The organism is Pseudomonas sp. CFBP 13710 (assembly GCF_014842235.1).
Taxonomy (GTDB): Bacteria; Pseudomonadota; Gammaproteobacteria; order Pseudomonadales; family Pseudomonadaceae; genus Aquipseudomonas; species Aquipseudomonas baltica.
Genome location: NZ_JACYVJ010000001.1, coordinates 1,000,365 through 1,024,738 on the forward strand (window position 1 = coordinate 1,000,365; position 24,374 = coordinate 1,024,738).

22 protein-coding genes, 1 tRNA gene and 1 pseudogene are annotated in these 24,374 nt (G+C 60.0%); 11 read left to right on the plus strand and 13 right to left on the minus strand.

The window, feature by feature from the left end:
- Window positions 1-146 precede the first annotated feature (146 nt).
- Entirely contained in the window at window positions 147-557 is a 411-nt protein-coding gene (locus tag IFT44_RS04330) for a DUF3597 domain-containing protein (protein ID WP_122477338.1), read from the minus strand.
- Between the two features lie 239 nt (window positions 558-796).
- Between IFT44_RS04330 and IFT44_RS04335 the strand changes: the two genes are divergently transcribed.
- Together IFT44_RS04335 and IFT44_RS04340 are read left to right on the plus strand one after the other, a co-directional pair.
- Window positions 797-1,165, plus strand: a complete 369-nt coding sequence (locus tag IFT44_RS04335) for a histone-like nucleoid-structuring protein, MvaT/MvaU family (protein WP_122477336.1) — start codon at window positions 797-799, stop codon at window positions 1,163-1,165.
- Window positions 1,166-1,253: 88 nt separating this feature from the next.
- A complete protein-coding gene (locus IFT44_RS04340; protein ID WP_192055591.1) occupies window positions 1,254-1,580 on the plus strand; it encodes a hypothetical protein in 327 nt (108 codons plus the stop codon).
- Between the two features lie 55 nt (window positions 1,581-1,635).
- Here IFT44_RS04340 and IFT44_RS04345 read toward each other — a convergent pair whose 3' ends face one another.
- From IFT44_RS04345 to IFT44_RS04360, 4 genes are all read right to left on the minus strand, one after another.
- Entirely contained in the window at window positions 1,636-3,867 is a 2,232-nt protein-coding gene (locus tag IFT44_RS04345; RefSeq protein WP_192175475.1) for a xanthine dehydrogenase family protein molybdopterin-binding subunit, read from the minus strand.
- Window positions 3,864-4,859 (minus strand): FAD binding domain-containing protein, encoded by a 996-nt coding sequence (locus IFT44_RS04350; protein ID WP_122477326.1) that lies wholly within the window; start codon window positions 4,857-4,859, stop codon window positions 3,864-3,866. The genes IFT44_RS04345 and IFT44_RS04350 overlap by 4 nt, the downstream gene beginning before the upstream one ends.
- Window positions 4,859-5,434 (minus strand): (2Fe-2S)-binding protein, encoded by a 576-nt coding sequence (locus IFT44_RS04355; protein WP_240998780.1) that lies wholly within the window; start codon window positions 5,432-5,434, stop codon window positions 4,859-4,861. Before IFT44_RS04355 ends, IFT44_RS04350 begins: the two co-directional genes overlap by 1 nt.
- 467 nt (window positions 5,435-5,901) lie before the next feature.
- Window positions 5,902-6,759, minus strand: a complete 858-nt coding sequence (locus IFT44_RS04360) for an AraC family transcriptional regulator (RefSeq protein WP_425311950.1) — start codon at window positions 6,757-6,759, stop codon at window positions 5,902-5,904.
- Between the two features lie 227 nt (window positions 6,760-6,986).
- Here IFT44_RS04360 and IFT44_RS04365 point away from each other — a divergent pair, with 227 nt between their 5' ends.
- Entirely contained in the window at window positions 6,987-8,219 is a 1,233-nt protein-coding gene (locus IFT44_RS04365) for an MFS transporter (protein ID WP_244652078.1), read from the plus strand.
- A 37-nt stretch (window positions 8,220-8,256) separates the two neighbouring features.
- Here the strand turns inward: IFT44_RS04365 and IFT44_RS04370 are convergent, their stop codons facing one another.
- Complete coding sequence (locus tag IFT44_RS04370) at window positions 8,257-9,150, minus strand: LysR family transcriptional regulator (RefSeq protein ID WP_192175478.1); 894 nt, start codon at window positions 9,148-9,150, stop codon at window positions 8,257-8,259.
- A 100-nt stretch (window positions 9,151-9,250) separates the two neighbouring features.
- On the opposite strand from IFT44_RS04370, the gene IFT44_RS04375 reads away from it, so the two are divergent.
- The 3 genes and pseudogenes from IFT44_RS04375 to IFT44_RS04385 all read left to right on the plus strand — a co-directional run.
- Window positions 9,251-10,420, plus strand: coding sequence for a mandelate racemase/muconate lactonizing enzyme family protein (locus IFT44_RS04375; protein ID WP_192059880.1), 1,170 nt, complete (start codon window positions 9,251-9,253; stop codon window positions 10,418-10,420).
- Window positions 10,421-10,521: 101 nt separating this feature from the next.
- The gene (dctA, locus tag IFT44_RS04380) at window positions 10,522-11,829 is read left to right on the plus strand and encodes a C4-dicarboxylate transporter DctA (RefSeq protein WP_192175479.1); all 1,308 of its coding nucleotides are present in this window, start codon (window positions 10,522-10,524) and stop codon (window positions 11,827-11,829) included.
- A 229-nt stretch (window positions 11,830-12,058) separates the two neighbouring features.
- Window positions 12,059-12,328, plus strand: a pseudogene (locus IFT44_RS04385) (NAD(P)-binding domain-containing protein); the annotation flags it as partial.
- A 223-nt stretch (window positions 12,329-12,551) separates the two neighbouring features.
- Here IFT44_RS04385 and IFT44_RS04390 read toward each other — a convergent pair.
- Entirely contained in the window at window positions 12,552-13,484 is a 933-nt protein-coding gene (locus IFT44_RS04390) for a LysR family transcriptional regulator (protein WP_192175480.1), read from the minus strand.
- A gap of 121 nt (window positions 13,485-13,605) precedes the next feature.
- Here IFT44_RS04390 and IFT44_RS04395 point away from each other — a divergent pair, with 121 nt between their 5' ends.
- On the plus strand, window positions 13,606-14,532 hold the full coding sequence (locus tag IFT44_RS04395; protein WP_192059884.1) for an alpha/beta hydrolase: 927 nt from the start codon (window positions 13,606-13,608) through the stop codon (window positions 14,530-14,532).
- A 209-nt stretch (window positions 14,533-14,741) separates the two neighbouring features.
- Here the strand turns inward: IFT44_RS04395 and IFT44_RS04400 are convergent.
- Window positions 14,742-14,818 (minus strand) — tRNA-Arg (locus tag IFT44_RS04400).
- 299 nt (window positions 14,819-15,117) lie between these two features.
- On the opposite strand from IFT44_RS04400, the gene IFT44_RS04405 reads away from it, so the two are divergent.
- From IFT44_RS04405 to IFT44_RS04415, 3 genes are all read left to right on the plus strand, one after another.
- Window positions 15,118-15,345, plus strand: a complete 228-nt coding sequence (locus IFT44_RS04405; RefSeq protein WP_192175481.1) for a hypothetical protein — start codon at window positions 15,118-15,120, stop codon at window positions 15,343-15,345.
- 10 nt (window positions 15,346-15,355) lie between these two features.
- A complete protein-coding gene (locus IFT44_RS04410) occupies window positions 15,356-15,541 on the plus strand; it encodes a PA3371 family protein (protein WP_185793019.1) in 186 nt (61 codons plus the stop codon).
- Window positions 15,542-15,923: 382 nt separating this feature from the next.
- Complete coding sequence (locus tag IFT44_RS04415) at window positions 15,924-16,250, plus strand: Arc family DNA-binding protein (RefSeq protein ID WP_043190613.1); 327 nt, start codon at window positions 15,924-15,926, stop codon at window positions 16,248-16,250.
- A 58-nt stretch (window positions 16,251-16,308) separates the two neighbouring features.
- Here IFT44_RS04415 and brnQ read toward each other — a convergent pair whose 3' ends face one another.
- Window positions 16,309-17,622, minus strand: coding sequence for a branched-chain amino acid transport system II carrier protein (gene brnQ, locus IFT44_RS04420; protein WP_192059886.1), 1,314 nt, complete (start codon window positions 17,620-17,622; stop codon window positions 16,309-16,311).
- A gap of 273 nt (window positions 17,623-17,895) precedes the next feature.
- Window positions 17,896-19,548, minus strand: a complete 1,653-nt coding sequence (mqo, locus tag IFT44_RS04425) for a malate dehydrogenase (quinone) (protein ID WP_192103251.1) — start codon at window positions 19,546-19,548, stop codon at window positions 17,896-17,898.
- 471 nt (window positions 19,549-20,019) lie between these two features.
- Between mqo and IFT44_RS04430 the strand changes: the two genes are divergently transcribed.
- Entirely contained in the window at window positions 20,020-20,583 is a 564-nt protein-coding gene (locus IFT44_RS04430; RefSeq protein WP_192175482.1) for a GNAT family N-acetyltransferase, read from the plus strand.
- An 80-nt stretch (window positions 20,584-20,663) separates the two neighbouring features.
- Here the strand turns inward: IFT44_RS04430 and sucD are convergent, their stop codons facing one another.
- From sucD to lpdA, 3 genes are all read right to left on the minus strand, one after another.
- On the minus strand, window positions 20,664-21,545 hold the full coding sequence (gene sucD / locus IFT44_RS04435; RefSeq protein WP_122477308.1) for a succinate--CoA ligase subunit alpha: 882 nt from the start codon (window positions 21,543-21,545) through the stop codon (window positions 20,664-20,666).
- On the minus strand, window positions 21,545-22,711 hold the full coding sequence (gene sucC, locus IFT44_RS04440) for an ADP-forming succinate--CoA ligase subunit beta (RefSeq protein WP_122477306.1): 1,167 nt from the start codon (window positions 22,709-22,711) through the stop codon (window positions 21,545-21,547). Before sucC ends, sucD begins: the two co-directional genes overlap by 1 nt.
- Before the next feature lie 178 nt (window positions 22,712-22,889).
- Entirely contained in the window at window positions 22,890-24,323 is a 1,434-nt protein-coding gene (gene lpdA / locus IFT44_RS04445; protein ID WP_122715781.1) for a dihydrolipoyl dehydrogenase, read from the minus strand.
- Between the last annotated feature and the right edge of the window lie 51 nt (window positions 24,324-24,374).

The window sequence follows — 24,374 nt, forward strand, 5'->3', positions numbered from 1 at the left end:
GCTCGATTTATTAACAAAAATTATAGAATTGGCCCACGGGTTCTATAAGGGCGCCTGCGGCTGCGCGCAAACCGGGTATTCAAATGCAAGAAAGCCCGACCGGGGTCGGGCTTTCTTATAAGCAGTGCAGCACGCTGAGGGATATATCAGTTCAGCAATTCCGCAGGCACGGTGCCGCCGTTTTCAGCGAGCTTCTTCATCACAGCAGAGTGCAGCCAGGTGTTCATGGCTGCCGAATCATCGGTCGAACCGGTGTAGTGCAACTCTTCGGCAAGTTCCTTGCGCGCGGTCAGGCTGCTGTCCAGGCCAAGCAATTTGAGCAAATCGACGATCGACGTACGCCAGTTCAAAGTTTCGCCGTGGCTGGCCGCCATAGCTTCGAGCTTTTGAGCCACATCCACCTGGGTGATCGGCGCAGCGGAGGGCTGGTTCGTGACGGTAGTGGTGGGCGATGCACCTGGCGCAGGAGCAACGGGAGTTTGTGTAGAAGCGTCTGCGTCCGGAACAGCGTGCTTGCCGATACCCAGTTTCTCGAGGATGCTGCTGAAAAAGCTCATTTCGTATCTCCAGATTTCTTGGCTGCTGCCGTGGATTCGACAGCCTACTTAAGACCTGACACCCCTGGTCGCCGAAAAGTTTAATCGAGCCTGCGACATTCCGTGTCCTCGACCGGATACGAAGCTGGCCACATATTGTAATAAACGTTATTTAGTTGTGGCATCGGTGCGCACACTGCGCCAGAATCACGCCTCGATACCTTTACCTTTTTATCCACGATCCATGCCTGGGGATACTCATGTCCAAACTTGCTGAATACCGTCAACTCGAACGTCATCTGGCCGAACAACTTGCAGCACTTGAGGCCATGAAAGGCGACAAGGGCCTGGAACAGGAAATCGAGTTCGAGACCAAGTTGCGTTCGCTGTTGGGCGAATACAATAAAAGCCTCAGGGACATCGTTTCCATTCTCGATCCACAGCAAGGCGGCAAACCAGTCAAGGCCAGCGCAGCGCCTGAAAAAGCCACGCGCAAGCCGCGCTCGCTGAAAACCTACAAGAACCCCCACTCGGGTGAAGTCGTCGAAACCAAAGGCGGCAACCACAAGACCTTGAAGGAATGGAAAGCCGAATACGGCTCCGACACTGTCGAAAGCTGGTTGAGCTAAGCCACGCCCACCGGCAAGCAGCGACATACGGCCCGCTTGCCGGATCGCATCCCCCTCCCCTCACACCGTCCTTGTCGATGATCCCGCGATGTATCCCACCACACCCGATGGACGCTATTTCGTCGTACGCGGCCGGCTCTGGCGATGCAGCAACCCTGCCCTGCCCGAAGCCGTGCGCGAACATTGGGTCAAGGTGCTCATGGATGCACGGCGAGCGGTCAAGGCCGCCAAGCACTCGGAAGATCCCGAGGCTCTCGTAAAAGCCCGCGCGCAGGTCGATGTCGCCAAGCAGGCCTTGGGCGAGCGCGGGGAAGTGTGGTGGGACGACGGCAGCGCCGACGTCAACCGACGCATGGCGCGCAATACCGACTACGCAGAGTGGTATGCGGGGCTGGATGAAGCGTCACTGAAGTAGCTGATACCTGCGTCGTTCAACCGCGCCGAGAGAACCCCGGCGCGGCAACGAGCGATCAAACGCTGACGGTCGGCACCTGATCCATCAGTTTTTCCAGGCTGATCGGCAGGTCACGCACACGCTTGCCGGTGGCATGGTAGACCGCGTTGGCCACAGCAGCCGCCAAACCGGTCACACCGATTTCACCCACACCACGCGCACCGTACTCGTTGAGGTTGTAGTCGGGGTAATCCAGCAGGATCACATCGATGTCCGGCTGATCGGCGTGCACCGGCACCACATACTCCGCGTAGTTGTTGTTCACCGGCATGCCATTGCGCTCGTCGTAGTCGGTCGACTCGAACAGCGCCATGCCGATGGCCATGACGATGGCACCTTCGACCTGATTGCGTGCGGTCTTGGCATTGATGATCTTGCCCACATCAATGGCGCTGACCACGCGCGACACGCGCAGGCGGGAGATACCCGGATCCCAGCGCACCTCGACGAAATGCGCGCCGAACGAGCTGAATGCATGCTTCTTGGTATCGGCCATACCGGTATGGGCCTCGCCTTCGGCGCTGGCGATCTTCAGCTTCTTGAGTACTTCGGCGAACTCCAGGCTGGTCGAACCGTCCTGCAGGCGCCCGTTGCTGACCGTGATCGCTTCTGGCTTGGCATTGGCCAGCCCGCCCTCTTCCGAGGCTGCGAAGCTCTTGAGCTGGGTGAGCGCGGCGCGCGTGGCCTCTGCCACGGCCGGCAAGGCACTGGCAGTCATCCACGAGCCGCCGGAAACAGGCGCGGGCGGATAGGACGAGTTGCCCAGCTCTACCGTGATCCGCTCCAGCGGCAGACCGGTGATGTCACTGACGCACTGGGCAAGCACCGTGTAGGTGCCGGTCCCAATGTCCTGAGCACCGCAGTACACCACGGCGCGACCGTCGGAGGTCAACGAGACCCGCGCTTCGCACGGCGTGCGGAAGGCATCCCAGTTGCACTGCGCCATGCCGTAGCCGACGATCTCGTGGCCATCGCGCATGCTGCCGATACCCGGCGTGCGCTTGGCCCAGCCGAAACGCTCGGCGCCTTGCGCCAGTGCTTCGCGCAGATGGTTGCCGGACCACGGCAGTTTCTCCTGCTCGTTCTGCCCGGCCCAGTTCAACTGGCGAAAGGCGAGCGGGTCCATCTTGCAGCGTTCGGCCAGTTCGTCGATAGCCGACTCCAGCGCAAACAGGCCAGGGGCTGCGCCTGGAGCACGCATCGAGGTCGGTGCGCCGCGGTTGACCTGCACCGTGCCATGGGTCACTTCGACGTTCGCACACGAGTACAGGCTGGCACTCATGCCCCCGCAGTTCTCGACATACTGGTCGCCGATCCCGGTGGTGTTGAGCGATTCATGACGCAGGGAAACCAGCTTGCCCTTGCCATCGGCCGCCAGGCGCATGCGCTGGCGGGTCTCCGGGCGATGCCCTACCGTGGTGAACATCTGCGCTCGCGGCAGCACCAGTTGCACCGGTCGGCCGACGATCTTGGCAGCCGCGCAGGCAGCTACCGAGTGCGGCCAGATCCACAGCTTGCCGCCGAAGCCCGAACCAATGAACGGCGCACGCACTTCCACGCGCTCGGTGGGCAGGCCGAAGATCTGCGCCAGGGTGTTGCGGTGAACCACGACCGACTGGGTGGATTCATACACCACCAGTCGACCGTTGTCCCACAGCGCAACGGTGGCGTGCATTTCCATGGGGTTGTGGGTTTCCACAGGCGTCGTATAAGTGGCGTCTACCGTCTGCGCACCGCCATCGAAGGCGCTGGCTGGATCGCCACGCTTGTGGCCCTGCCCGCCGTCGGCGGCTGCGCGCCGCTTCAGTCCCTGCTCCAGATTGGCGGCAGCCGCGCTTTCGCTGTAGCTGACTTTGACCTTGTAGGCCGCTTCGCGCGCATGCTCGAACGTGTCGGCAACCACCAGCGCCACGAACTGCCCGGCATAACGCACGACATTGTCCTCGAACGGCAGCCTTTTCTCATCGGTACGCGAGCCTGTCAGCACCCCTGCCAGGGAGAAAGGCACGGGCGAGGTGTGGAACGCCTGGGGAAAGTTGCCGTGGTGCAGAATTTCCAGCACGCCGGGCGAGCGGCGCGCCGCCTCGATGTCCAAAGATGTGATCGAGCCACTGGCCACCGTGCTGTAGACGCCGTAGGCGAAGACCATGCCCTTGGGCTGATGGTCGGCCGCATACTGCGCGCTGCCGGTGACCTTCAGGCGACCGTCGATGCGGCGTGGGGATGCCCCCATGATTGACTCGCTCATGCCATGGCTCCTGTGCTCAGGGTGGAAAGGTTGCGCACGATGGCCTGCTGCCCAAGGGGAATCTTGTAGGCGTTGTGTGCATACGGCTTGGACCCTTGCAGCGCGATGGCTGCGGCCTTGGCGAAGTTTTCCGGGGTAGCGGCCGCACCGCGCAGTGCGCGCTCGGCTTCCAGCGCACGCCACGGCTTGGTGCCGACGCCGCCCAGGGCAATACGGGCCTCGCGAATGACCTGCCCGTCCATGACCAGAATCACCGCGCTGGAAGCCAGCGCAAACTGGTAGGACGCGCGATCACGCAACTTCAGGTACGCGGACTTGCCGTTCGCCAATGGCGCATTCAGCGTTACATGGGTGATCAATTCGTCAGGCTGCAGCGCATGCTCTTTCCACGGCGTGGCGCCCGGCAGCAAGTGGAAATCCTGGAAGTCGATCTCGCGTTTGCCGTTGGGGCCTTGCACCTGCACGGTCGCACCAATCGCCGCCATGGCCACGCACATGTCCGAAGGATGGGTGGCAATGCACTGGTCGCTGGTGCCCAGTACCGCGTGCACGCTGCGGTTGTGCCCGCCGATGGCAGCACAGCCCGAGCCGGGCACCCGCTTGTTGCAGGCGGAAACGCCGTCGCGGAAATAATTGCAGCGCACCCGCTGCATGACATTGCCGCCGGTGGTCGCCTTGTTGCGCAGTTGCGTGGTCGCCCCGGACAGCAGCGCCTGGGACAGCACCGCGTAATCACTTTTGATGCGCGGATGATTGGCCAGCCGAGTGTTGCTGACCATGGCGCCGATACGGGTCCGGCCATCGCTCAAGGTTTCGACCTGATCCAGCGCCAAGGTATGCACGTCGATGACCCGATCAGGCTGCATGATGTCGATCTTGACCAGATCCAGCAGGGTCGTACCGCCGGCGAGAAACGCCGTGGCTTCATTGCGGGCATGGGTCGCAACGGCCTGTTCGGGGCTGGTTGCGCGGGTGTATTCCAAGGCTCTCATCAGCTGGCTCCCTGTACTTTGCCACGGGCATCCTGCACGGCGGCAAGGATGTTCTTGTACGCGCCACATCGGCAGATGTTGCCACTCATGGCCTCGCGCACGCTGGCGTCGTCGGCGCCGATGTCCGGGTCCTTGATGATGGCCGCAGCGGTCATCATCTGGCCCGAGGTGCAATAGCCGCACTGGAACGCGTCGTGGGCCCAGAACGCTTCCTGAATCGGGTGCAACTGACCATTGCGCTCCAGGCCTTCGATGGTGGTGATGTCATCGCCCTGGTGCATGGCCGCCAGGGACAGACAGCTGTTCACCGGCTGACCATTGATGTGCAGCGTGCAGGCCCCGCACTGACCGTGGTCGCAACCCTTCTTGGTGCCGGTGAGCATCAGGCGGTCGCGCAACACGTCCAGCAGCACGGCATTGCCGGGCACATTGAGCGTGTGCGGCTGGCCGTTGACCTTGAGCGTGATCCGCTGCTCGCCTTTGGCCAAGGGCTTGTCGCTGTCGTCGACAGGCGCCAGTTGGGCGGCCTGGGCCCACACCGGGGCGGTGGCAGCGGCCATGCCCGAGATGCCCATGGTGCGCAGGAAATTGCGCCGCGAGGGCGTGGTCAGTTCCTTGAACAACTCACCGGAACCCTCTGGATCGGGAGAAATTTTTTCGGTCGGATCGGTCATGTTGCGGTCCTCATCTATTTTTTTATGTCTTGAATCACGGTCTTGCTGCGTCTAGTGCAGACACCTGGATCACGCCATTGGTTGAGGTCGTACGTCAGGTGATAAGACACTATGGTTTCAAAGCGTGTCGCGGATCACGCCATTGACGACCCGCACGATGCCCGACATGGCAACGAGGGCAGTTTTTGCCGGTGTCTTGCAAAGCGGGTTCAAACCTGCGTGGGCGCTCATGCGCTGCGGGAAATGTCACTCCGTTCGCCGATCCGGCGACTCAGTATGCAGTCGGCTGCGGGACGCCACTTGCCCAATCGAGTGGCGTTCTTGCCTATTTCAGTGAAGGCGACGAGACATGCGATAACGCGGGCAGGCTAGCCGTTTCCGCGCAAGGCCGCGATGTCGCGCTTGGGTGGCGCGCCGAACAGACGACTGTACTCGCGACTGAACTGCGACGGACTTTCATACCCAACCTTGAAGGCTGCGCTGGACACGTCCTGATGTTCATTGAGCATCAACCGCTTTGCCTCGTTGAGCCGCAGCCACTTTTGATACTGCAGCGGGCTCATCCTGGTAAGTTGGCGGAAATGATGATGAAAGGTCGGTGTACTCATCTGCACCCTGGCTGCCAGTTCGTCGACGCGCAGCGCTGACGTGTAATTCAACTTCAGCCAATCGATCGCTCTGCCTATGCGATAACCCTGCCCGTCCACCGAGGTGATCTGCCGCAGCCGACCCGCCTGGTCGCCTTGCAGCAGGCGATAGTGGATTTCGCGCTGGATCAGTGGCGCCAGCACAGGAATGGACTGTGGCTCATCGAACAGCGCCAGCAGCCGTTCGAACGAGGCCAGCAACGGCAGCGTTACCGAACCGATACCTACGCCCTGGACGGCGGCACGATCGCGAATGGGCGGCAGATCACCCTGCGCTATCAGTTCGGCCAGCATGCGCATATCCAGCTTGAACGTCAGCCCCAGGCATGGCTGCTCGTGGCTGGCAACCAACACTTCGGAGTTGGCAGGCAGATCCAGTGACGTGATCAGAAACTTCGAGGTGCTGTACCGATAACCTTCGCCCCCCACCCACAGCTGCTTTTCGCCCTGAGCAACCAGAATGATGCTGGGCTCGACCATGCAGGTCATGGGCGGTGCCGGGCAGTCGCGTCGAAAAAAACCAAGACCTGCGATGTCCGTTCGGTAATCACCGGGCGCCTTGGTGTGCGAGGCGATCATCCGCGTCAGCGTTTCGTGCGTCGATGAGCCTGGACCAGTCGTGTCGAATTCGTTCGTCATATTCACCTTGCTCCCGTGTCACGAACTCTAACTCGCCTCTGCTCGTTCGTCCCCCCATCCAGTGCAGACTCATAGGATCAGGCAAGTAATCCAGTGCAATGCGCTACAGAGAAGCTCATCGGACCGAGACAATGGCCATCGATAAATCTCTGGAGAAGACCTCTCGAATGAACCGATCTTCGACCTCCGCCACCCACACCGGTGAATCATGGGGCGCCGTGTTCGCCATGTCGCTGGCCGCCTTCGTGCTGGTGGCCTCGGAATTCATGCCCATCAGCCTGCTCACACCCATCGCGGCGGACCTGCACATCACCGAGGGCCAGGCCGGCCAGGGCATCTCCGTATCAGGGCTGTTCGCGCTTTTCACCAGCCTGCTGATCGCATCGGTGGCCGCTCGGGTCGAGCGCAAACCGCTGCTCGTTGCACTTACCCTGCTGATGATCGTTTCCGCAGCCGTCGTTGCCTTTGCACCCAACTATTGGGTATTCATGGGCGCACGCGCCCTGATCGGCGTCGCCATCGGCGGGTTCTGGTCATTGTCGGCAGCGACCGCCATGCGCCTGGTGTCTGAAAGCCAAGTCACCCGGGCGATGGCTATCGTCAACGGCGGCAATGCTCTGGCAACGGTCGTGGCAGCGCCCCTGGGCAGTTTTCTCGGCGCGCTGATCGGCTGGCGCGGTGCCTTTCTGGCCCTTCTTCCCGTGGCCGTGATTGCCTGTGCATGGTTGTTGGTGAGCCTTCCAACCCTGAAAGCGCGCAGCGAGTCGGGCACCGGCAACGTTCTCACGCTGATGAAACGCACCCCGGTCGCCCTGGGCATGGTCGCGGTAAGCGTATTTTTCATGGGTCAGTTCATGCTCTTCACCTATCTGCGTCCGTTTCTGGAAACGGTCACACAGGTCAGTGTTTCCATGCTTTCGTTGATGCTGCTGGTGCTAGGCCTGGCCGGGCTTGCCGGCACGTTCCTGATCGAAGCCTTCCTGAAAAATGGCCTGCATCGAACGCTGACCGTTATCCCGATCCTGATGGCCGCCATCGCCATGGCACTGTTGTCATTCGGCAGCTCGACGGCCATCACTACGGTACTGCTGGGGCTTTGGGGAGCGGTTGCGACTGCCGCACCGGTGGGATGGTGGACGTGGCTGGCAAGAACCCTTCCGAACGATGCGGAGGCAGGCGGTGGCTTGATGGTGGCGATCATCCAACTGGCCATCGCGTCCGGGGCCATCGTCGGTGGGCTGGTATTCGACGCAAGCGGCTACCGGGCGACCTTTGAAACGAGCGCAGGGTTGCTCGGCTTGGCAGCGGTACTTGCCTTTCTGGCGGGACGCGCGGCAACCCGGGCAGCTGCAGGCGGCACGTCGGGGGCAGCGCGGCCCTGCACACCGGCTGCCAGGTAGGCGAAACGCCGACTCGGCGTATCGCACCCCCGATGCGTCAGGTGACAGCTGGCAGATCCATACCCGCTCTCGCCCAGAACGCTTCGGCGGACTGACCCAGGTTTGCTTTCGGCCGGGTCAGGTGCACCTCCAGCGGTATGTCCCAACTCTCATCGAGCGCCCTCACCAAGCGTCCCTCGTGAAGCTCCTGCTCGGTCAGGCTCTTGGGCAACCAGGCCACGCCTTTGCTTTCAAGGGCCATGGACATGAGCACCGCTGCCAGGTGGCTGCTGAACAGCGGCTGCAAGTGCAGATAGTCCTCTTTGCCGCGCAACCTGTGGGCGACGATCCGCCCCAGCCCCGACTCATGGGTATAGGCCAGGTAAGGCAGTGCAGCGGGCGAGGTATCGAAGTGTGAGGAGGCACTGGCGAGCGGTACCAGAACGTCCTCTGCGACCTTCTTGCTGATGAACTGATCGGGCGCCAGCAGCGGCGGAACATCGGGATGACGATGGCAGAGCAGAAACTGGACCTGGCCGTGTATCAGCATCTGCTCGCAGACAGCCATGCTGTCGGAGTGAAGCTGTACCGCTTCGATAGGCGCACCGGCTTCCGAGCTGCGCAGCCACCTGGGGAAAAACGTGAACGACAACGAGTGAGTGGCGGCGAACTTCAGTGAGCGTGCCGACACGCCCGCCACTTCCTGCGCCTCGTTGCGCAGCCGATACAGGTGGCGCGCCGCCTCCTGCGCACCGGGCAGAATCTGCCTCCCCGCCTCTGTCAGGGTCGCGCCATGGGGCGTACGGATGAACAATTCCACGCCCATCCAGTTTTCAAGCGAGCGGACCCTGCGGCTGAAGGCCGGCTGGGTGATGTGGCGAGCTTCGGCGGCGCGCACGAAGCTGCCGTATTCGGCAAGCGCCGAAAGGTCTTCGAGCCAGACGAGTTCCAAGGGCCATGCCTTCTGTGCATAGGGTTGGGCATTAATAGCATTGGGCGGGTGACTTCGCAAAGCCTAACGTGGGGGCCACAACCCATAAGAGGAACCCTCCATGCGCATCGTCGACATTCGTGAGAAGACCGTTTCCATCGCCTCCCCCATTGCCAACGCCTACATCGACTTTTCCAAAATGACCTGCTCGGTCGTGGCGGTGATCACCGACGTGATCCGCGATGGCAAACCGGTCATCGGCTACGGCTTCAACTCCAACGGTCGCTACGGCCAGGGTGCGCTGATGCGCGACCGCTTCCTTGCCCGTATCACCGAAGCCGACCCCGATACACTTGTCGATCATGAAAACGACAACCTCGACCCGTTCGCCATCTGGAAAGCCCTGATGACCAACGAAAAGCCTGGAGGCCACGGCGAGCGCTCGGTGGCGGTCGGTACCATCGACATGGCGGTGTGGGATGCGGTCGCCAAGATCGAAGGCAAGCCGCTGTATCGCCTGCTGGCTGACCGCTATCGCAACGGCGTGGCGGACGACAAGGTCTGGGTCTATGCCGCCGGTGGCTACTACTACCCCGGCAAGGACCAGACCAAGCTCAAGGCCGAAATGCAGAGCTATCTGGACCGTGGCTACGACGTGGTCAAGATGAAGATCGGTGCGGTGCCGCTCGATGAAGACATCCGGCGTATCGAAGCAGTGCTCGAAGTGGTCGGTGATGGCCGGCGCCTGGCGGTCGATGCCAATGGTCGCTTCGACCTGCAGACCGGTATCGCCTACGCGGAAGCCATCAAGAAGTACAATCTCTTCTGGTACGAGGAAGTCGGCGATCCGCTGGACTACGCCCTGCAGGCCGAACTCGCCAATCACTACGAATTGCCCATGGCCACCGGCGAAAACCTGTTCTCCCACCAGGACGCTCGCAACCTGCTGCGCCACGGTGGCATGCGCCCCGACCGTGATTTTCTCCAGTTCGACTGCGCACTGTCCTACGGCTTGGTCGAGTACATGCGCACTCTAAAAGTAATGGAAGACATGGGCTGGTCGTCGCGCCGCGTGGTCCCCCACGGCGGTCATCAAATGTCGTTGAACATCGCCGCGGGCCTGCACCTGGGTGGCAACGAATCCTACCCGGATGTATTCCAGCCGTTCGGTGGCTTCGCTGACGGTATCCAGGTCGAAAACGGCTATGTCGGCCTGCCGGACATTCCCGGTGTCGGTTTCGAAGCCAAGTCGGCCCTCTACGCCGTCATGCGCGAGCTCGGCGAAGGCTGATCGCTTCCCCCTGCGGCCTGTGCCAAACAGGCCGCAAACGCTGGCGTCAGGCACTGACGTCACGCCACACGCCCATCACAACAATAAAATGAGGTGTTCTCGTGGAAATGTCCAGAACCCGCTGGTATGGCCAGCTGTACGTGCAAGTGCTGATAGGTATCGTCATCGGTGCCGCCATCGGTTACTTCGCACCCAACATCGGCGCCAAGCTGCAGCCGTTTGCCGATGGCTTCATCAAACTGATCAAAATGCTGCTGGCACCGATCATCTTCGGCACGGTGGTGGTCGGTATCGCCAAGATGGGCAGCATCAAGGAAGTCGGGCGCATTGGTGTGAAAGCCCTGATCTACTTCGAGATTCTGTCGACGATTGCGCTGGTCGTCGGGTTGATCGTGGTCAACATCGTCAAGCCCGGTGTCGGCATGAACATCAATGTCAGCGCCCTGGATGCCAGCGCCATCAATAAATACAGCCAGGCCGCCAGCGAGCAAGGCGGCACCGTCGAATTCTTTCTCAACATCATCCCGCACACGTTCATCGGCGCCTTTTCCAACGGCGTGATGCTTCAGGTGATACTGCTCTCGGTGTTGATGGGCATTGCCCTGGTTCAGTTGGGCGAAACCAGCAAGCCTCTGATCAATACCATCGATCTGTTCCTGCAAGGCCTGTTCAAGATCGTCGCCATGGTCATGCGCCTGGCCCCGCTCGGCGCCGGTGCTGGCATGGCGTTCACCATCGGCAAGTACGGAATTGGCACGTTGCTCTCACTCGGGCAATTGCTGGTGGCGCTCTACATCACCACATTGATATTCATCGTCGTGATACTGGGCACGGTTGCCAGGTGGTCAGGCATGCCGTTGATGCAGTTCCTGCGCTACTTCAAGGATGAAATCCTCATCACCCTGGGCACCTGTTCGACCGAGGCCGTGTTGCCCCGCATGATGGTCAAGCTGGAAAAACTGGGCTGCAAGAAATCGGTCGTGGGGATGGTTCTGCCGACCGGATATACCTTCAATGCGGACGGTACCTGCATCTACCTGACCATGGCCGCGATTTTCATTGCCCAGGCAACCAATACGCCACTGACGTTCGCGGACCAGATGATTCTGCTGGCGGTATTCCTGCTGACGTCCAAAGGCTCCGCAGGCGTGGCAGGGGCCGGGTTCGTGACGCTGGCCGCAACGCTCACCACTATCCATTCCATTCCTCTGGTTGGCCTGGTCCTGCTGCTGGGCATCGACCGGTTCCTCAACGAGGCCCGGGCTGTCACCAACCTGATCGGCAATGGCATCGGCACCATCGCGATCGCCAAGTGGGACAACTCGTTCGATGTCGAGGTCTGTCAGCGTGAGCTAGCCGCCATGAAAGACGAAAAGGCTGCCAGGAAAACGCTGCTGGCGCAGAAATGACCCATTGCCGAGCCGGCGTTGGCGCGGGTTGCAAAGCACCGGTTGACAGCAATCACCTGCCGTTTACGAGCGACGTGTGGTCGTCAATCTGACTCGACAGACGAAACCTGGAAGCGGCCGTCCGAGCCTTCACTCGCCAGATCAAGTCAGCCTGCCACCTCGATGAGTGCGGCATGGACGCGCTTCATCACATGCTCGACACCCTTGGCCATGGAGCAAATGACTGAGGATTTTAACCCCCCCTCAACACAATCAGGAGAGACACAAATTGAACATCGGAATAATCGGCGCCGGCAATATTGGCGCGACCTTGGCGCGCAAACTTGCAGCGGTGGGTCATACCGTCAAACTGGCCAATTCCAAACGCTCCGACAGCATCCAGGCGCTCGCCCATGAGATAGGCGTACACGCAGTGACCAAGGAACAAGCGGTCTTGGAAGTGGGCGTGGTCATTCTTTCGATTCCTTTCGCCAGCTACCCCGATCTTAAGCAAACATTGGGCGGCGCGACCTGAGGCGATAGAGTCGCCGGGGGCTCAGGTAAAGCTACCCATGAACCCCTGTCGCAGCTCCTTCCCGAGGGGGATAGGCCCCAGCATCGATCCCGACCCTGCCCGAGTCCGATATCGCTGAAGGGCAGCGGCAAACCTAGGCGCCGCCGGGTACCTCTCGCAGAGCCTCCAACCCCTGAAAAGCAGGCCGAACCACGGAAGGCCTGTGTACTCAAGGTCGGGCAGCGCCAGCGCGTTGTTCCCAAGGTGGGCAGGGTGACCAAGCCTCTACAAGCTTATCGATGAAGAGTCGAATCTTTGGAGAGAGGTGTCGCTTGCTGGGGTAAATAACCCGAATGGGCTCTGCGGCCTCTGCATATACGGCGAGCAATTGAACGAGCTTGCCGTTTCTCAAATCCTCATTTATCACGTAAGACGGCAGCGTAGCGATGCCCAGCCCCGCGACAACAGACCGGTGCAACGACTCAGCGCTGTCCATTTGCAGCCTTCCACTACAAGTGAACGATACACAGCGCCTATTCACTCGAAAATTCCAGGGAAGCAATCTTCCACCACTCACGAAATGCAGGCACTGGTGCTGGGATAAATCCTCAGGCGTTTCAGGCTCTGCATGGTCAGCCAGATACTGGGGTGAGGCGCAGGTGATCATTTGTTGGTAGGCCACCGTGCGCGTCAGTAAACCAGAGTCTTCCTTGGGCGGACCGATGCGCATGGCCAAATCAAACCCCTCATCGATCAGATCGACCAGCCTGTCGGAAAAGCTGATGTCGACGCTCAGCGCAGGCCATTCTTCGAGACAGCGCTCGACGTGCTCAAGGATATGAAGCCTGCCTAGCGCGACAGGCAAGCTCATCCGCAGCCGTCCACTGGGTGTCGAACGGCGAAACGCAAGGGCATCCTCTACCTCGTCCAGGTCCTGCAAAACACCCACACAACGCTCATAAAGAACCTGGCCGTCATCCGTCATGCTCAAACTGCGCGTGGTGCGATTGAGTAGACGTACCTGTAGACGCGCCTCGAGCCTGACTATCGATTTGCCTACCGCTGAACGAGTGAGGCCAAGTTGCTTGGCCGCCGCAGTGAAGCTTCCAGCGTTGACCGAGCCTACAAAAGCGGCGATATCGTTTAGGTTGTGGAGTTCCATATGGCCTCTCTGTCCTCACCGCCAGGGCGGGCTGGCGCCTTCAATGGGGAACCCTATTCCCCAATACCAAGCATAGTATCTCGATTAGCTTATCCACACCCAAAGATCAATTGAGGTCATTATGAATATAGAAGTCCAAGCAGCCGTCCAAACCTGGGCCAACAGCCTTAGCGATCTGGTACCCGTTCTCAAGGGAATCGATACGACCACAAAGCTAAGCGACATCCGCGACGCCTACGCAAAAATGCTCGGACATAATCCAGCGCCCGATGGCGTCAGGTTCGAGGCAGTCGACATGGGTGGAGTGCCTGGCATCCTGGTGACTCCGCAGGAGATCAAAACCGACGCGGTAGTGATGTACATTCACGGCGGGGCTTACATCGTTGGCCGTCCAGACGGTTACCACGGGATCGGCGGCAATTACGCGAAAATGCTGGGCGCTCGTGTATACATGCCGGACTACCGCCTTGCCCCTGAGCATACATTTCCAGCGTCCATCGACGACACATTGCGCGCCTACGAGTGGTTGCTCGAGCAGAACATTCCGGCCAGCAAGATTGCCTTTTCCGGCGAGTCAGCGGGCGGCGCGATGGTTGTCAGCGTAATGGTGGCGGCAAAATCCAAAGGCTTGCCATTGCCTGCCGTTGGCTCCTCGATTTCGCCGTGGGCAAACCTTGAACATACCGGCGCGGCCATGAGTAATCGTGAAGGACTGGATCCGCTGAACTCCAAGCCCGTGCTGGATATTCTCGCCAGAGCGTTTCTGGGCGACACGCTGGCCAATCATCCTCTGGCCTCTCCGGTCTTCGCGGACGTCACAGGCCTTCCGCCGATTCTGGTGCAGATAGGCGAAAACGAGTTGATGTTGACTGACGCCATGCGTCTTGCAACTCACCTTGCCGATAACCGTGTTCGCGTCAACCTGGAAGTATGGCCTGCGATGTTTCACGCCTGGCACTTTTACGCCGCGATCTTGCCAGAGGGTCAGCAGGCCATGGAGAGTTCGGTGCGTTTCATCGAGAAAGGCCTGGCGGATGCCCACGGCTGAAATCCAGAACACTCACCGCAGAAGGATCATTGGATAAGTTGACACGGGCTCACGCCATTGCATCGGACGGGCGGGCCTCATCAGAACATCGTCTAACGGACTGCTCAGTACGTGAAGTCTGGGCTCCCTGTCGCTGAGACGGGAACACTCGCCTCCTCGCAGTGCATGTTCAAGGCACTTGCGCAGCTGAAACAGTTGACGCGCAAGAATGGTGTCCCAGGCGGGGTTCGAACCTGCAACCTTCCCCTTAGGAGGGGGATGCTCTATCCAATTGAGCTACTGAGACACACGGCGTCGTGCCAGGCGGCACGACGAACGGCGTGCATGTTACCCAGCCACGCGCGGTTTGTCATGCAACGTGGACAGTTTTATCCGTGGCAAATGCCGATCAAGGATGAACGCGACAGTCATGCATTTTGCAATACCTGCAGAGACCCAGGTATGCAGAATGCAATATCAATGTGCCTGCCTTCCTTGGTATGCCTCTGAATTACCTAGAAATTTCGCTAAATAAAAAGTTGGCACGCGCCCTGCTATGTTCCTGGCTGAACACTGATTTGCCACCACCAGCCATGGAGCGTCCCAATGAACAGCGTCCTCGTCATGCTCAATGTTATGGCATTGGTCACCTTCATTGGTTTTCAGTTCCACACTCAAGCCGACGACCCTGCACTTGTCCACATCGACTCTGCTCGACTAATCCCTGCGCCCGTTGCCCGCGTCGCGGCTTCGGGCCCTGAACGACCTGTCATGGCTGCACAGGGTGTCAACGAGACCGCGACGACGCAACGGTCTGAACGCTACATATTTTAAGGAGTTGTCGATGTCGAGATACGCCTTGGCGTTCATGTTTGTGGCTGCCGTGTGCTGGATCGGCGCACTTACCCTCGAGCAGAACGCCGTCGCTTTGGGGACAATGCTGCAAGTGCTGGGCAGCATCAGCGCTGTGGCATTTTTGCTGGCAATGGTCAAAGGCCGCAGGATCAAATTCGATCCATACCTGCATTGATTTCAAACCAATTGCCGCTTAGCGAAAATCAATACTAGCAAATGGCCCAAATGTCACTATGCTAGCCCAAGGGTAGCTCGCACGTGCTGTGCGCGGTGTGCACAAGACGGGTCAGAGCACCTCTCGAACGAATCTTCGACTTTTTTCGAACGGCGTGATCGCAAATTTCCACCGGCCTTGTAAAATACCTGCCGCTGGGGACTGGCCAAATGCCACGATTCGGATCATTATTTGTCACAGATTTGGCGTCAAGGTTATGTCGCAACTAAGGCATCATAGCGCGGCATCGGCAGGCTGGAACAATTTGCCGATCGGCGTGTCCTAACCGACATCCTGCGGCCTACTTCGAGAACCGCTCCCCCTGAACTTATCGGTCAACACTATGCGCCCACTCAAACAGGCTGTTTACTCCAGCCGCACGGCTGACAAATTTGTAGTACGTCTTCCCGACGGGATGCGTGAGCAGATCGCTGAGGTGGCTCGTAACCATCACCGAAGCATGAACTCCGAGATCATCGCACGCCTGGAACAGAGCCTGATCCAGGAAGGTGCCTTGGGCGAAGAGTTGAGCATGAAGATGGACAGTCCGGAGCTGTCTCTGCACGAGCGCGAGCTTTTGCAGCGTTTCCGCCAGTTGTCTCACCGACAGCAAAACGCACTGGTGTCCTTGATCGCCCATGACGTCGAGGCCGCAGCCGAAGCGTCATGAACACCGCTGCAAAGAAAAGCCAGCTCTAGAGCTGGCTTTTTTGTGGGCGACGCTCCGCTCAAGCCGCTGCTTGAACCCGTGCGCCCTTCACGCGATCGACCAACACTGCCACCAGCAGGGTTGCCACCGAAGGCACCAGCCAGGCCAGCCCCTGCTCGCTCAGGGGTAGATCGAGCAGGGATGTTGGCAGCCACTGCGAGAACCCTGCCCCCTTGATCGCATCGATCAGGCCGAACAGCAGCGAGACGAACATCACCGGCCCGAGAATGCGCGACTGCGAATGCCACAGCCCTGCGCAGAAGCTCAACGCCACCAGCACGATGCAGGGTGGGTAGATGGCTGTCAGCACTGGAATCGAAAACGCGATCAGCTTGGTCAGGCCCAGGTTCGATACCAGCAGCGAGAACAGTGCGAGCAACAGCACCAGCGTCTTATAGGACAGCGGCAGCACTCGGCTGAAGTACTCGGCACAGGCGCAGGTCAAACCCACTGCAGTCACCAGGCAGGCCAGCGAGATCAGTACGGCCAGGAAACCACTGCCAAGGGCTCCGAAGGTGTGCTGCACGTAGGCATGCAACACCGCTGCGCCATTGGTAGCGCCTGCAGCCACGGCGTGGCTGCCCGACCCGAGGCGGAACAGACTGATATACACCAGCGCCAGCCCTACCCCGGCAATCAGACCCGCAATGATCGCATAGCGCGTGATCAGCTGGGGTGACTCGACACCTCTGGAGCGGATGGCATTGACGATGACGATGCCGAACACCAAAGCGCCCAGCGTATCCATGGTCAGGTAGCCGTTGATGAAGCCCAGGGAAAACGGTGCTGCAACGTACTCGGGTACCGCGTCACCGCTGGGGCCTACCGGCAGGGCGAACGCGGCAATACCCAGCACCGCCAAAGCGATGATTTTCAGCGGCGCCAGAAAGCGTCCGACGGTATCGAGCAGGCGCCCCGGATAAAGCGAAACGAAAAACACCAGCAGGAAGTACACCGCGCTGTAGAGGAACAGTGCCAGGGGTGTCTCACCGGTCAGCGGCGCCAGACCCACGGCGAACGATACCGTGGCCGTGCGCGGCGTGGCGAACAGCGGCCCTACGGCCAGATAGCACACCGCTGCAAGCAACCCGCCCGCCACTTTGCCGATCGGGCTGCTCAACGCGTCCATCGAGCCGCCGACCCTGGCCAGCGCGACCACGGTTATCACCGGCAGACCCACTGCGGTCACCAGGAAGCCCAGCGCGGCCATCCAGACGTTCGGGCCAGCCTGCAGACCGACGAAGGGAGGGAAGATGATGTTGCCTGCGCCTACGAACAAGGCGAATGTCATGAATCCAAGCGCCAGAATATCCTGGCCTTTAAGCACTTTCATTGGAAGGAAACCACGTCAATAGATTGGAATTGAGAGAGGTTTTCCCCATGGATGAGGGAAACACGGTCGGCCGGATGAGGCCAGACCTGGTGCACGGACCTTAGCCTTGTGGGCAAGCCGGGCAAAACGGCGCGTAGAGTAGCGAAAATGCGCGCTCATCGCACTGTTGCAGTGCGAAGTGTCCGCTGAGCGCACCTGTGTGTCGCATCGGTGCAAGACTCAGCGGAAACGGTACAGCTAATCCTTCCGCCCCCAAAACCGAGGGCTTGGGGATTACAGGGCCATGTCGGCCGCTGGATTGCTTTCAGCCTTCGGTGCAGTCTGACCTTCGATCGGGTTGGCAGCAGCGGCGGCCTGGTCGATCACCGGCGGTGCAACAGCCAACTGCAGGATCTTGGCGGTGTAGTTCCACTCTTTCTGCACAGCCTCTGGCGAGTTGTTCAGTGCAGTCCCGTAGCTCGGCACGATCTGACGCAGCTTGGCTTGCCATTCAGGCGTGGCAACTTTGTCCTTGAACGCTTTTTCCAGCACGTTGATCATGATCGGTGCTGCAGTCGATGCGCCCGGCGAAGCACCCAGCAAACCGGCAATGCTGCTGTCCTTGGACACCACGATTTCGGTACCCAGTTTCAGCACGCCGCCCTTCTCTTCGTCGCGCTTGATGATCTGCACGCGCTGGCCGGCCTGCCACAGACGCCAGTCTTCTTTCTTGGCGTTGGGGAAGTACTGCTTCAGTGCCTGGTAGCGATCGTCGTCGGACAGCATGACCTGACCTGCCAGGTATTCGATCAGTGGGTACTGTTCGATACCGACCTTGGTCATCGGCCATACGTTGTGCAGGTTGGTGCTGGTCAGCAGGTCCAGGTACGAACCGTTCTTCAGGAACTTGGTCGAGAAGGTCGCGAATGGGCCAAACAAGACCACGCGCTTGCCGTCCAGCACGCGGGTGTCCAGGTGTGGAACGGACATGGGCGGCGCGCCAGTCGACGCGATACCGTAGGCCTTGGCCATATGCTGCATGGCCACGGTCGGGTTCTCGGTCACCAGGAACGACCCACCTACCGGGAAACCGCCGTATTCCTTGGCCTCGGGAATGCCCGAATCCTGCAGCAGATGCAGCGCGGCACCACCAGCACCGATGAATACGAACTTGGCGTCGGTTTCGGTCTTGGTACCGTCTTTCAGGTTCTTGTAGGTCACGCGCCACGAACCGTCGGCGTTGCGCTTGATGTCTTGCACTTCGCTGGACAGCTTCAGATCGAAGCCGTTCTGACCCTTCAGGTGGCCGACGTACTGGCGAGTGATCTCGCCGAAGTTCATGTCGGTACCCAGCGGACTCCAGGTGACGGCCAGTTTCTGATTGGGGTCGCGGCCCTCCATCATCAACGGCACCCACTTCTTGATCTGCTCGTGATCCTGGGAGAACTGCATGCCGGCAAACAGCGGGCTGGCCTTCAGCGCTTCGTAGCGCTTCTTGAGGAACTCGATGTTGTTGTCGCCCCACACGAAGCTCATGTGCGGCGTGGAGTTGATGAACGTGCGTGGGTTCTTCAGAACACCGGCAGTGACCTGGTGCGCCCAGAACTGACGGGAAATCTGGAAGGCTTCGTTGATCTCGATCGCCTTGGCGATCTGGACCTTGCCGTCCTTGTCTTCCGGGGTGTAGTTCAGCTCGGCCAGGGCAGAGTGACCGGTACCGGCGTTGTTCCAGCCATTGGAGCTTTCTTCGGCAACGGCGTCCAGGCGCTCGACCATTTCCATCGACCAGCTTGGCTCGAGCTCGTTGAGCAGCACGCCCAGCGTGGCGCTCATGACGCCACCGCCGATCAGCAGGACGTCGACTTTCTTCGCTTCGGCCGCTTGTGCCGACACCATCCCGATGGACAGAGCCAGACCCAGCAGCGCTGTGTTCGCTTTCTTCAACATACAGAAATTCCTAGGATTGAACGCCATTGGCTCGATCCGACCACGCTGACGTTTCAAGCTGCCCAGAGCGGGCCGCGAAACGAGTCGTCGGCAAACCGTGTAAATGGCATAGAAGGCCAAATTCGTTGCATCGGCCTCACATTCATGTCCTTAGCGTGCTGACTTTCTTGTTGAATATTGTCTTCAGCGACTTCAGTGACATCGACCTTGGCATGCCTTGCAGCACAAGGTCACTGCTGGCAGCCGGCCAGAATCCACAACCTGAACTTTCGTTCATGGGCTGCGACATTATGGCGGGTCGACATATTACATGAGAGTGGCTACCCGCAACCAGATCAATGTGGTCGATTGCGTCAATCGATATAAATGGTCATATCAATTAAGGAAAGCCCCTACATCGTTTAATGATACTTCTTACATGCGGGACTTGGTGAGTCCAGTAAAGTCCTCCGCTTTCATGAGTGTCATACGATGACCGACTGTACGGATCCATTCATACCTGCGCTCAGTACCCGCAGACTGCTGCTGCTGCCGCTCACCCTGGCCGACGCGCCGCGCTACCAGGAGTTGATCGCAGACTGGGACATGGTTCGCTACATCACTGCCAACATGCCGTGGCCCTACCCCGCCGGCGAGGGGCTGCGCTACATCCGGGAGGATGCGTTGCCTGCCATGGCCGACGCAGAAGAATGGCATTGGACACTCCGGCTGCATGACGCGCCCGAAACCATTATTGGCGTGATCAGCCTGATGGACGAATGCGACGACAACCGCAGTTTCTGGATTGCCAAGCCCTGGCAAAACCAGGGGCTGGTTGGCGAAGCATGCGAGGTGGTGACCCGTTTCTGGTTCCAGACCTTGGACAGACCCGTCTTGAGAGTCGCCAAGGCAGTGGCAAACGAGGCGTCCCGGCGGATCTCCATGCGCGAGGGCATGCAGGTGGTTCTTCGGCGAGACCAGGACTTCGTGTGCGGCCGCATGCAGGAAGAGGTCTGGGAATTGACGCGCGAGCAGTGGCTGGCACGGCAAACCTAGGCCTGCGGCAAAAACACAAAAGCCACCCGAAGGTGGCTTTTGTGACTACGCAAACAACCCAGCAAACAGGTAAGCGAAGCTTACTTGACTGCCCAGCCCGTCAGCTCGGCCAGGGCCTTGCCGATGTCGGCCAGCGAACGCACGGTTTTCACACCGGCGTCCTGCAGGGCAGCGAACTTCTCGTCTGCAGTACCCTTGCCGCCGGAGATGATTGCACCGGCATGGCCCATGCGCTTGCCCGGAGGAGCAGTCACACCAGCGATGTACGAAACAACCGGCTTGGTTACGTGAGCCTTGATGTAGGCTGCGGCCTCTTCTTCGGCAGAACCACCGATCTCGCCGATCATGACGATCGCTTCGGTCTGTGGGTCTTCCTGGAACAACTTCAGGATGTCGATGAAGTTCGACCCTGGAATCGGGTCACCGCCGATGCCGACGCAGGTCGACTGGCCGAAACCGGCGTCAGTGGTCTGCTTCACGGCTTCGTAGGTCAAGGTGCCGGAACGCGACACGATGCCAACCTTGCCTGGCAAGTGGATGTGGCCTGGCATGATGCCGATCTTGCACTCGCCCGGAGTGATGACGCCCGGGCAGTTAGGGCCGATCAGGACGACACCCAGCTCGTCGCACTTGACCTTGGCTTCCAGCATGTCGATGGTCGGAATGCCTTCGGTGATGCAGACGATCAGCTTGATGCCGCCGAACGCTGCTTCAAGGATGGAATCCTTGCAGAACGGAGCGGGTACGTAGATGACCGAAGCGGTGGCGCCGGTTTTCTCGACAGCTTCCTGAACGGTGTTGAATACCGGCAGGTTCAGGTGAGTGGTACCACCCTTGCCTGGGGTCACGCCGCCGACCATCTTGGTGCCGTAGGCGATGGCCTGTTCGGAGTGGAAAGTACCCTGCGAGCCGGTGAAGCCCTGGCAGATGACCTTGGTGTCTTTATTGATCAGGACGCTCATTACTTGCCCTCCGCAGCTTTGACAACTTGTTGAGCAGCGTCGGTCAGGCTGGTGGCTGCGATGATGTTCAGACCGCTTTCCGCCAGTACTTTAGCGCCCAGTTCAGCGTTGTTGCCTTCCAGGCGCACAACTACCGGGATTTTCACGCCGACTTCCTTCACCGCGCCAATGATGCCTTCGGCAATCATGTCGCAACGAACGATGCCGCCGAAGATGTTGACCAGTACGGCCGCGACATTGGTGTCGGACAGGATGATCTTGAACGCTTCGGTTACGCGTTCCTTGGTGGCACCACCGCCTACGTCGAGGAAGTTGGCTGGCTTGCCGCCATGCAGGTTGACGATGTCCATGGTACCCATGGCCAGGCCAGCACCGTTGACCATGCAGCCAATGTTGCCTTCCAGGGCCACGTAGTTCAGTTCGAACTTGGCGGCGTGCGCCTCACGCGGGTCATCCTGCGATGGGTCGTGGAAACCCTTCAGCTTCGGCTGACGGTACATGGCGTTGGCGTCGATGTTGATCTTGGCATCGAGGCAATGCAGATCGCCATCGGCCTTGATGACCAACGGGTTGACTTCCAGCAGGGCCAGATCGTGGTCCTGGAACAGCTTGGCCAGGCCAACGAAGATCTTGGCGAACTGAGCAACCTGCTTGCCTTCCAGACCCAGCTGGAATGCCAGCTCGCGGCCCTGGAACGGCTGCGCGCCGACCAGCGGATCGATGGTGGACTTGAGGATCTTCTCGGGAGTGTCGTGAGCGATCTTCTCGATGTCCACGCCACCTTCGGTGGAAGCCATGAACACGATGCGACGGCTGGAACGGTCCACTACGGCGCCCAGATACAGCTCTTTGGCGATATCGGTGCAGGACTCGACCAGGATCTTGGTGACGGGCTGACCGTTGGCGTCAGTCTGGTAGGTCACCAGACGCTTGCCCAGCCACTGCTGGGCGAAAGCCTTGGCGTCTTCCTTGCTGCGAACCAGTTTCACACCACCAGCCTTGCCGCGACCACCAGCGTGGACCTGGGCCTTGACGACCCACTCGCTGCCGCCGATCTTGTCGCAGGCTTCTGCGGCGTCTTCGGGGGTGTCTACCGCGTAACCTTTGGATACTGGCAGGCCGTATTCAGCGAACAGCTGCTTACCCTGATACTCGTGAAGATTCATGCTTATTACCGTCTTCGTTAGGTACTGCGCTTTTCGGCGCTGCGCTTCATGATTGAAGTGCCGCGCCACCTGTGACTGCTACTCGCCGGTTGACCGGCGAGGTGAGTCCGGCGGACATTCCGCGGCAGGCCCTGCGAACAGGGCATGCGACGGGCAGGCCACCGTGGTTTCTTATTGTTTAACGCTTCTTGCGGTTGGCGATGTGGATGGCGCCGCCATTCACTGCCAGGGCCGCTTCGTGCAGGGCTTCCGACAGGGTCGGATGCGAGAAGACCATCATGCCCAGGTCTTCGGCACTGGTACCGAATTCCATGGCGATGGCGCCCTGCTGAACCAATTCTGCCGCGCTCGGGCCAATCACATGCACACCCAGTACGCGGTCGGTCTTGGCATCGGCGATGACCTTGACGAAACCGCCGGTATCGTTGGCCGCCATGGCACGACCACTGGCCGCGAACGGGAAGCTGCCGACGTTGACTTCAACGCCTTCGGCCTTCAGCGTCTGTTCGGTCTTGCCGACCCATGCGATTTCCGGGTGGGTGTAGATGACCGACGGGATCAGGTCGTAGTTCATCACGGCCTTGTGGCCCTTGATGCGCTCGACGACCATGATGCCTTCCTCGGACGCCTTGTGCGCCAGCATCAGGCCACGCACCACGTCGCCGATGGCATAGACGCCAGGCACGCTGGTGGTGCAGTAGTCATCGACATAGATGAAGCCGCGCTCATCAATGTCCACGCCGCTGTCCGAAGCCAGCAGGTCGGTGGTGACCGGGCGACGGCCCACGGCGACGATCAGCTTGTCGAAGGTGATCGTCTGCTCGCCGTTGGCGTCGGTGTACTTGACCAGGACTTCTTCACCCTGCACTTCGGAACCGGTCACGCGCGCGCCGAGCTTGATGTCCAGGCCCTGCTTGGTGAAGGTCTTCAGGGCTTCCTTGGACACCGCGGTGTCGGCAGCCATGAGGAACGTGTCCAGTGCTTCGAGTACGGTGACTTCCGAACCCAGGCGCGACCATACCGAACCCAGCTCGAGGCCGATCACACCGGCGCCGATGACGCCTAGACGCTTGGGCACCTGCTGGAATTCCAGCGCGCCGGTGGAGTCGACGATGGTCTTCTGGTCGACAGGGGCCGGCGGGATGTCGATCGGACGCGAGCCGGACGCCAGGATGACGTTGTCGGCCTCGACGATTTCAACACCGTTGGGGCCGGTGACTTCGACTTTCTTGCCGGCCAGCAGTTTGCCGTGGCCTTGCAGCACGGTCACGCCGTTGGACTTGAACAGGCCGGCGACGCCGCCGGTCAGGTTCTTGACGATGTTGGACTTGCGACCAATCATCGCCGGTACGTCAATGGTCACGCCAGCGTGGTTGATACCGTGGATGGCAAAGCCATCCTGTGCTTCGTGGAATTTCCACGAGCTGTCCAGCAGTGCCTTGGAGGGAATGCAACCCACGTTCAGGCAGGTACCGCCGAGGGCCAGCTTGCCCTCGCCGTCTTGATACTTCTCGATACAGGCAGTCTTGAGGCCCAGTTGTGCGGCCTTGATGGCAGCGACGTAGCCACCGGGGCCTGCGCCAATCACTACCACGTCGAATTTCTGAGTCATAAAACGATTCCTATTAGCGGCATGCTTGAAGCCCAGATGCCGAGTTCCGGA

Excerpts from the sequence above, each read along its gene's own strand:
- IFT44_RS04410 (WP_185793019.1), top strand. The coding sequence starts at position 15,356 with ATGTCGAGATACGCCTTGGCGTTCATGTTTGTGGCTGCCGTGTGCTGG.
- sucC (WP_122477306.1), bottom strand. The coding sequence starts at position 22,711 with ATGAATCTTCACGAGTATCAGGGTAAGCAGCTGTTCGCTGAATACGGC.
- IFT44_RS04355 (WP_240998780.1), bottom strand. The coding sequence starts at position 5,434 with ATGGGCATCTCGGGCATGGCCGCTGCCACCGCCCCGGTGTGGGCCCAG.
- IFT44_RS04415 (WP_043190613.1), top strand. The coding sequence starts at position 15,924 with ATGCGCCCACTCAAACAGGCTGTTTACTCCAGCCGCACGGCTGACAAA.
- IFT44_RS04365 (WP_244652078.1), top strand. The coding sequence starts at position 6,987 with ATGAACCGATCTTCGACCTCCGCCACCCACACCGGTGAATCATGGGGC.
- IFT44_RS04345 (WP_192175475.1), bottom strand. The coding sequence starts at position 3,867 with ATGAGCGAGTCAATCATGGGGGCATCCCCACGCCGCATCGACGGTCGC.
- IFT44_RS04390 (WP_192175480.1), bottom strand. The coding sequence starts at position 13,484 with ATGGAACTCCACAACCTAAACGATATCGCCGCTTTTGTAGGCTCGGTC.
- brnQ (WP_192059886.1), bottom strand. The coding sequence starts at position 17,622 with ATGAAAGTGCTTAAAGGCCAGGATATTCTGGCGCTTGGATTCATGACA.
- IFT44_RS04335 (WP_122477336.1), top strand. The coding sequence starts at position 797 with ATGTCCAAACTTGCTGAATACCGTCAACTCGAACGTCATCTGGCCGAA.
- IFT44_RS04395 (WP_192059884.1), top strand. The coding sequence starts at position 13,606 with ATGAATATAGAAGTCCAAGCAGCCGTCCAAACCTGGGCCAACAGCCTT.
- IFT44_RS04360 (WP_425311950.1), bottom strand. The coding sequence starts at position 6,759 with ATGATCGCCTCGCACACCAAGGCGCCCGGTGATTACCGAACGGACATC.
- sucD (WP_122477308.1), bottom strand. The coding sequence starts at position 21,545 with ATGAGCGTCCTGATCAATAAAGACACCAAGGTCATCTGCCAGGGCTTC.
- IFT44_RS04350 (WP_122477326.1), bottom strand. The coding sequence starts at position 4,859 with ATGAGAGCCTTGGAATACACCCGCGCAACCAGCCCCGAACAGGCCGTT.
- IFT44_RS04405 (WP_192175481.1), top strand. The coding sequence starts at position 15,118 with ATGAACAGCGTCCTCGTCATGCTCAATGTTATGGCATTGGTCACCTTC.
- mqo (WP_192103251.1), bottom strand. The coding sequence starts at position 19,548 with ATGTTGAAGAAAGCGAACACAGCGCTGCTGGGTCTGGCTCTGTCCATC.
- IFT44_RS04340 (WP_192055591.1), top strand. The coding sequence starts at position 1,254 with ATGTATCCCACCACACCCGATGGACGCTATTTCGTCGTACGCGGCCGG.
- IFT44_RS04430 (WP_192175482.1), top strand. The coding sequence starts at position 20,020 with ATGACCGACTGTACGGATCCATTCATACCTGCGCTCAGTACCCGCAGA.
- IFT44_RS04375 (WP_192059880.1), top strand. The coding sequence starts at position 9,251 with ATGCGCATCGTCGACATTCGTGAGAAGACCGTTTCCATCGCCTCCCCC.
- IFT44_RS04330 (WP_122477338.1), bottom strand. The coding sequence starts at position 557 with ATGAGCTTTTTCAGCAGCATCCTCGAGAAACTGGGTATCGGCAAGCAC.
- lpdA (WP_122715781.1), bottom strand. The coding sequence starts at position 24,323 with ATGACTCAGAAATTCGACGTGGTAGTGATTGGCGCAGGCCCCGGTGGC.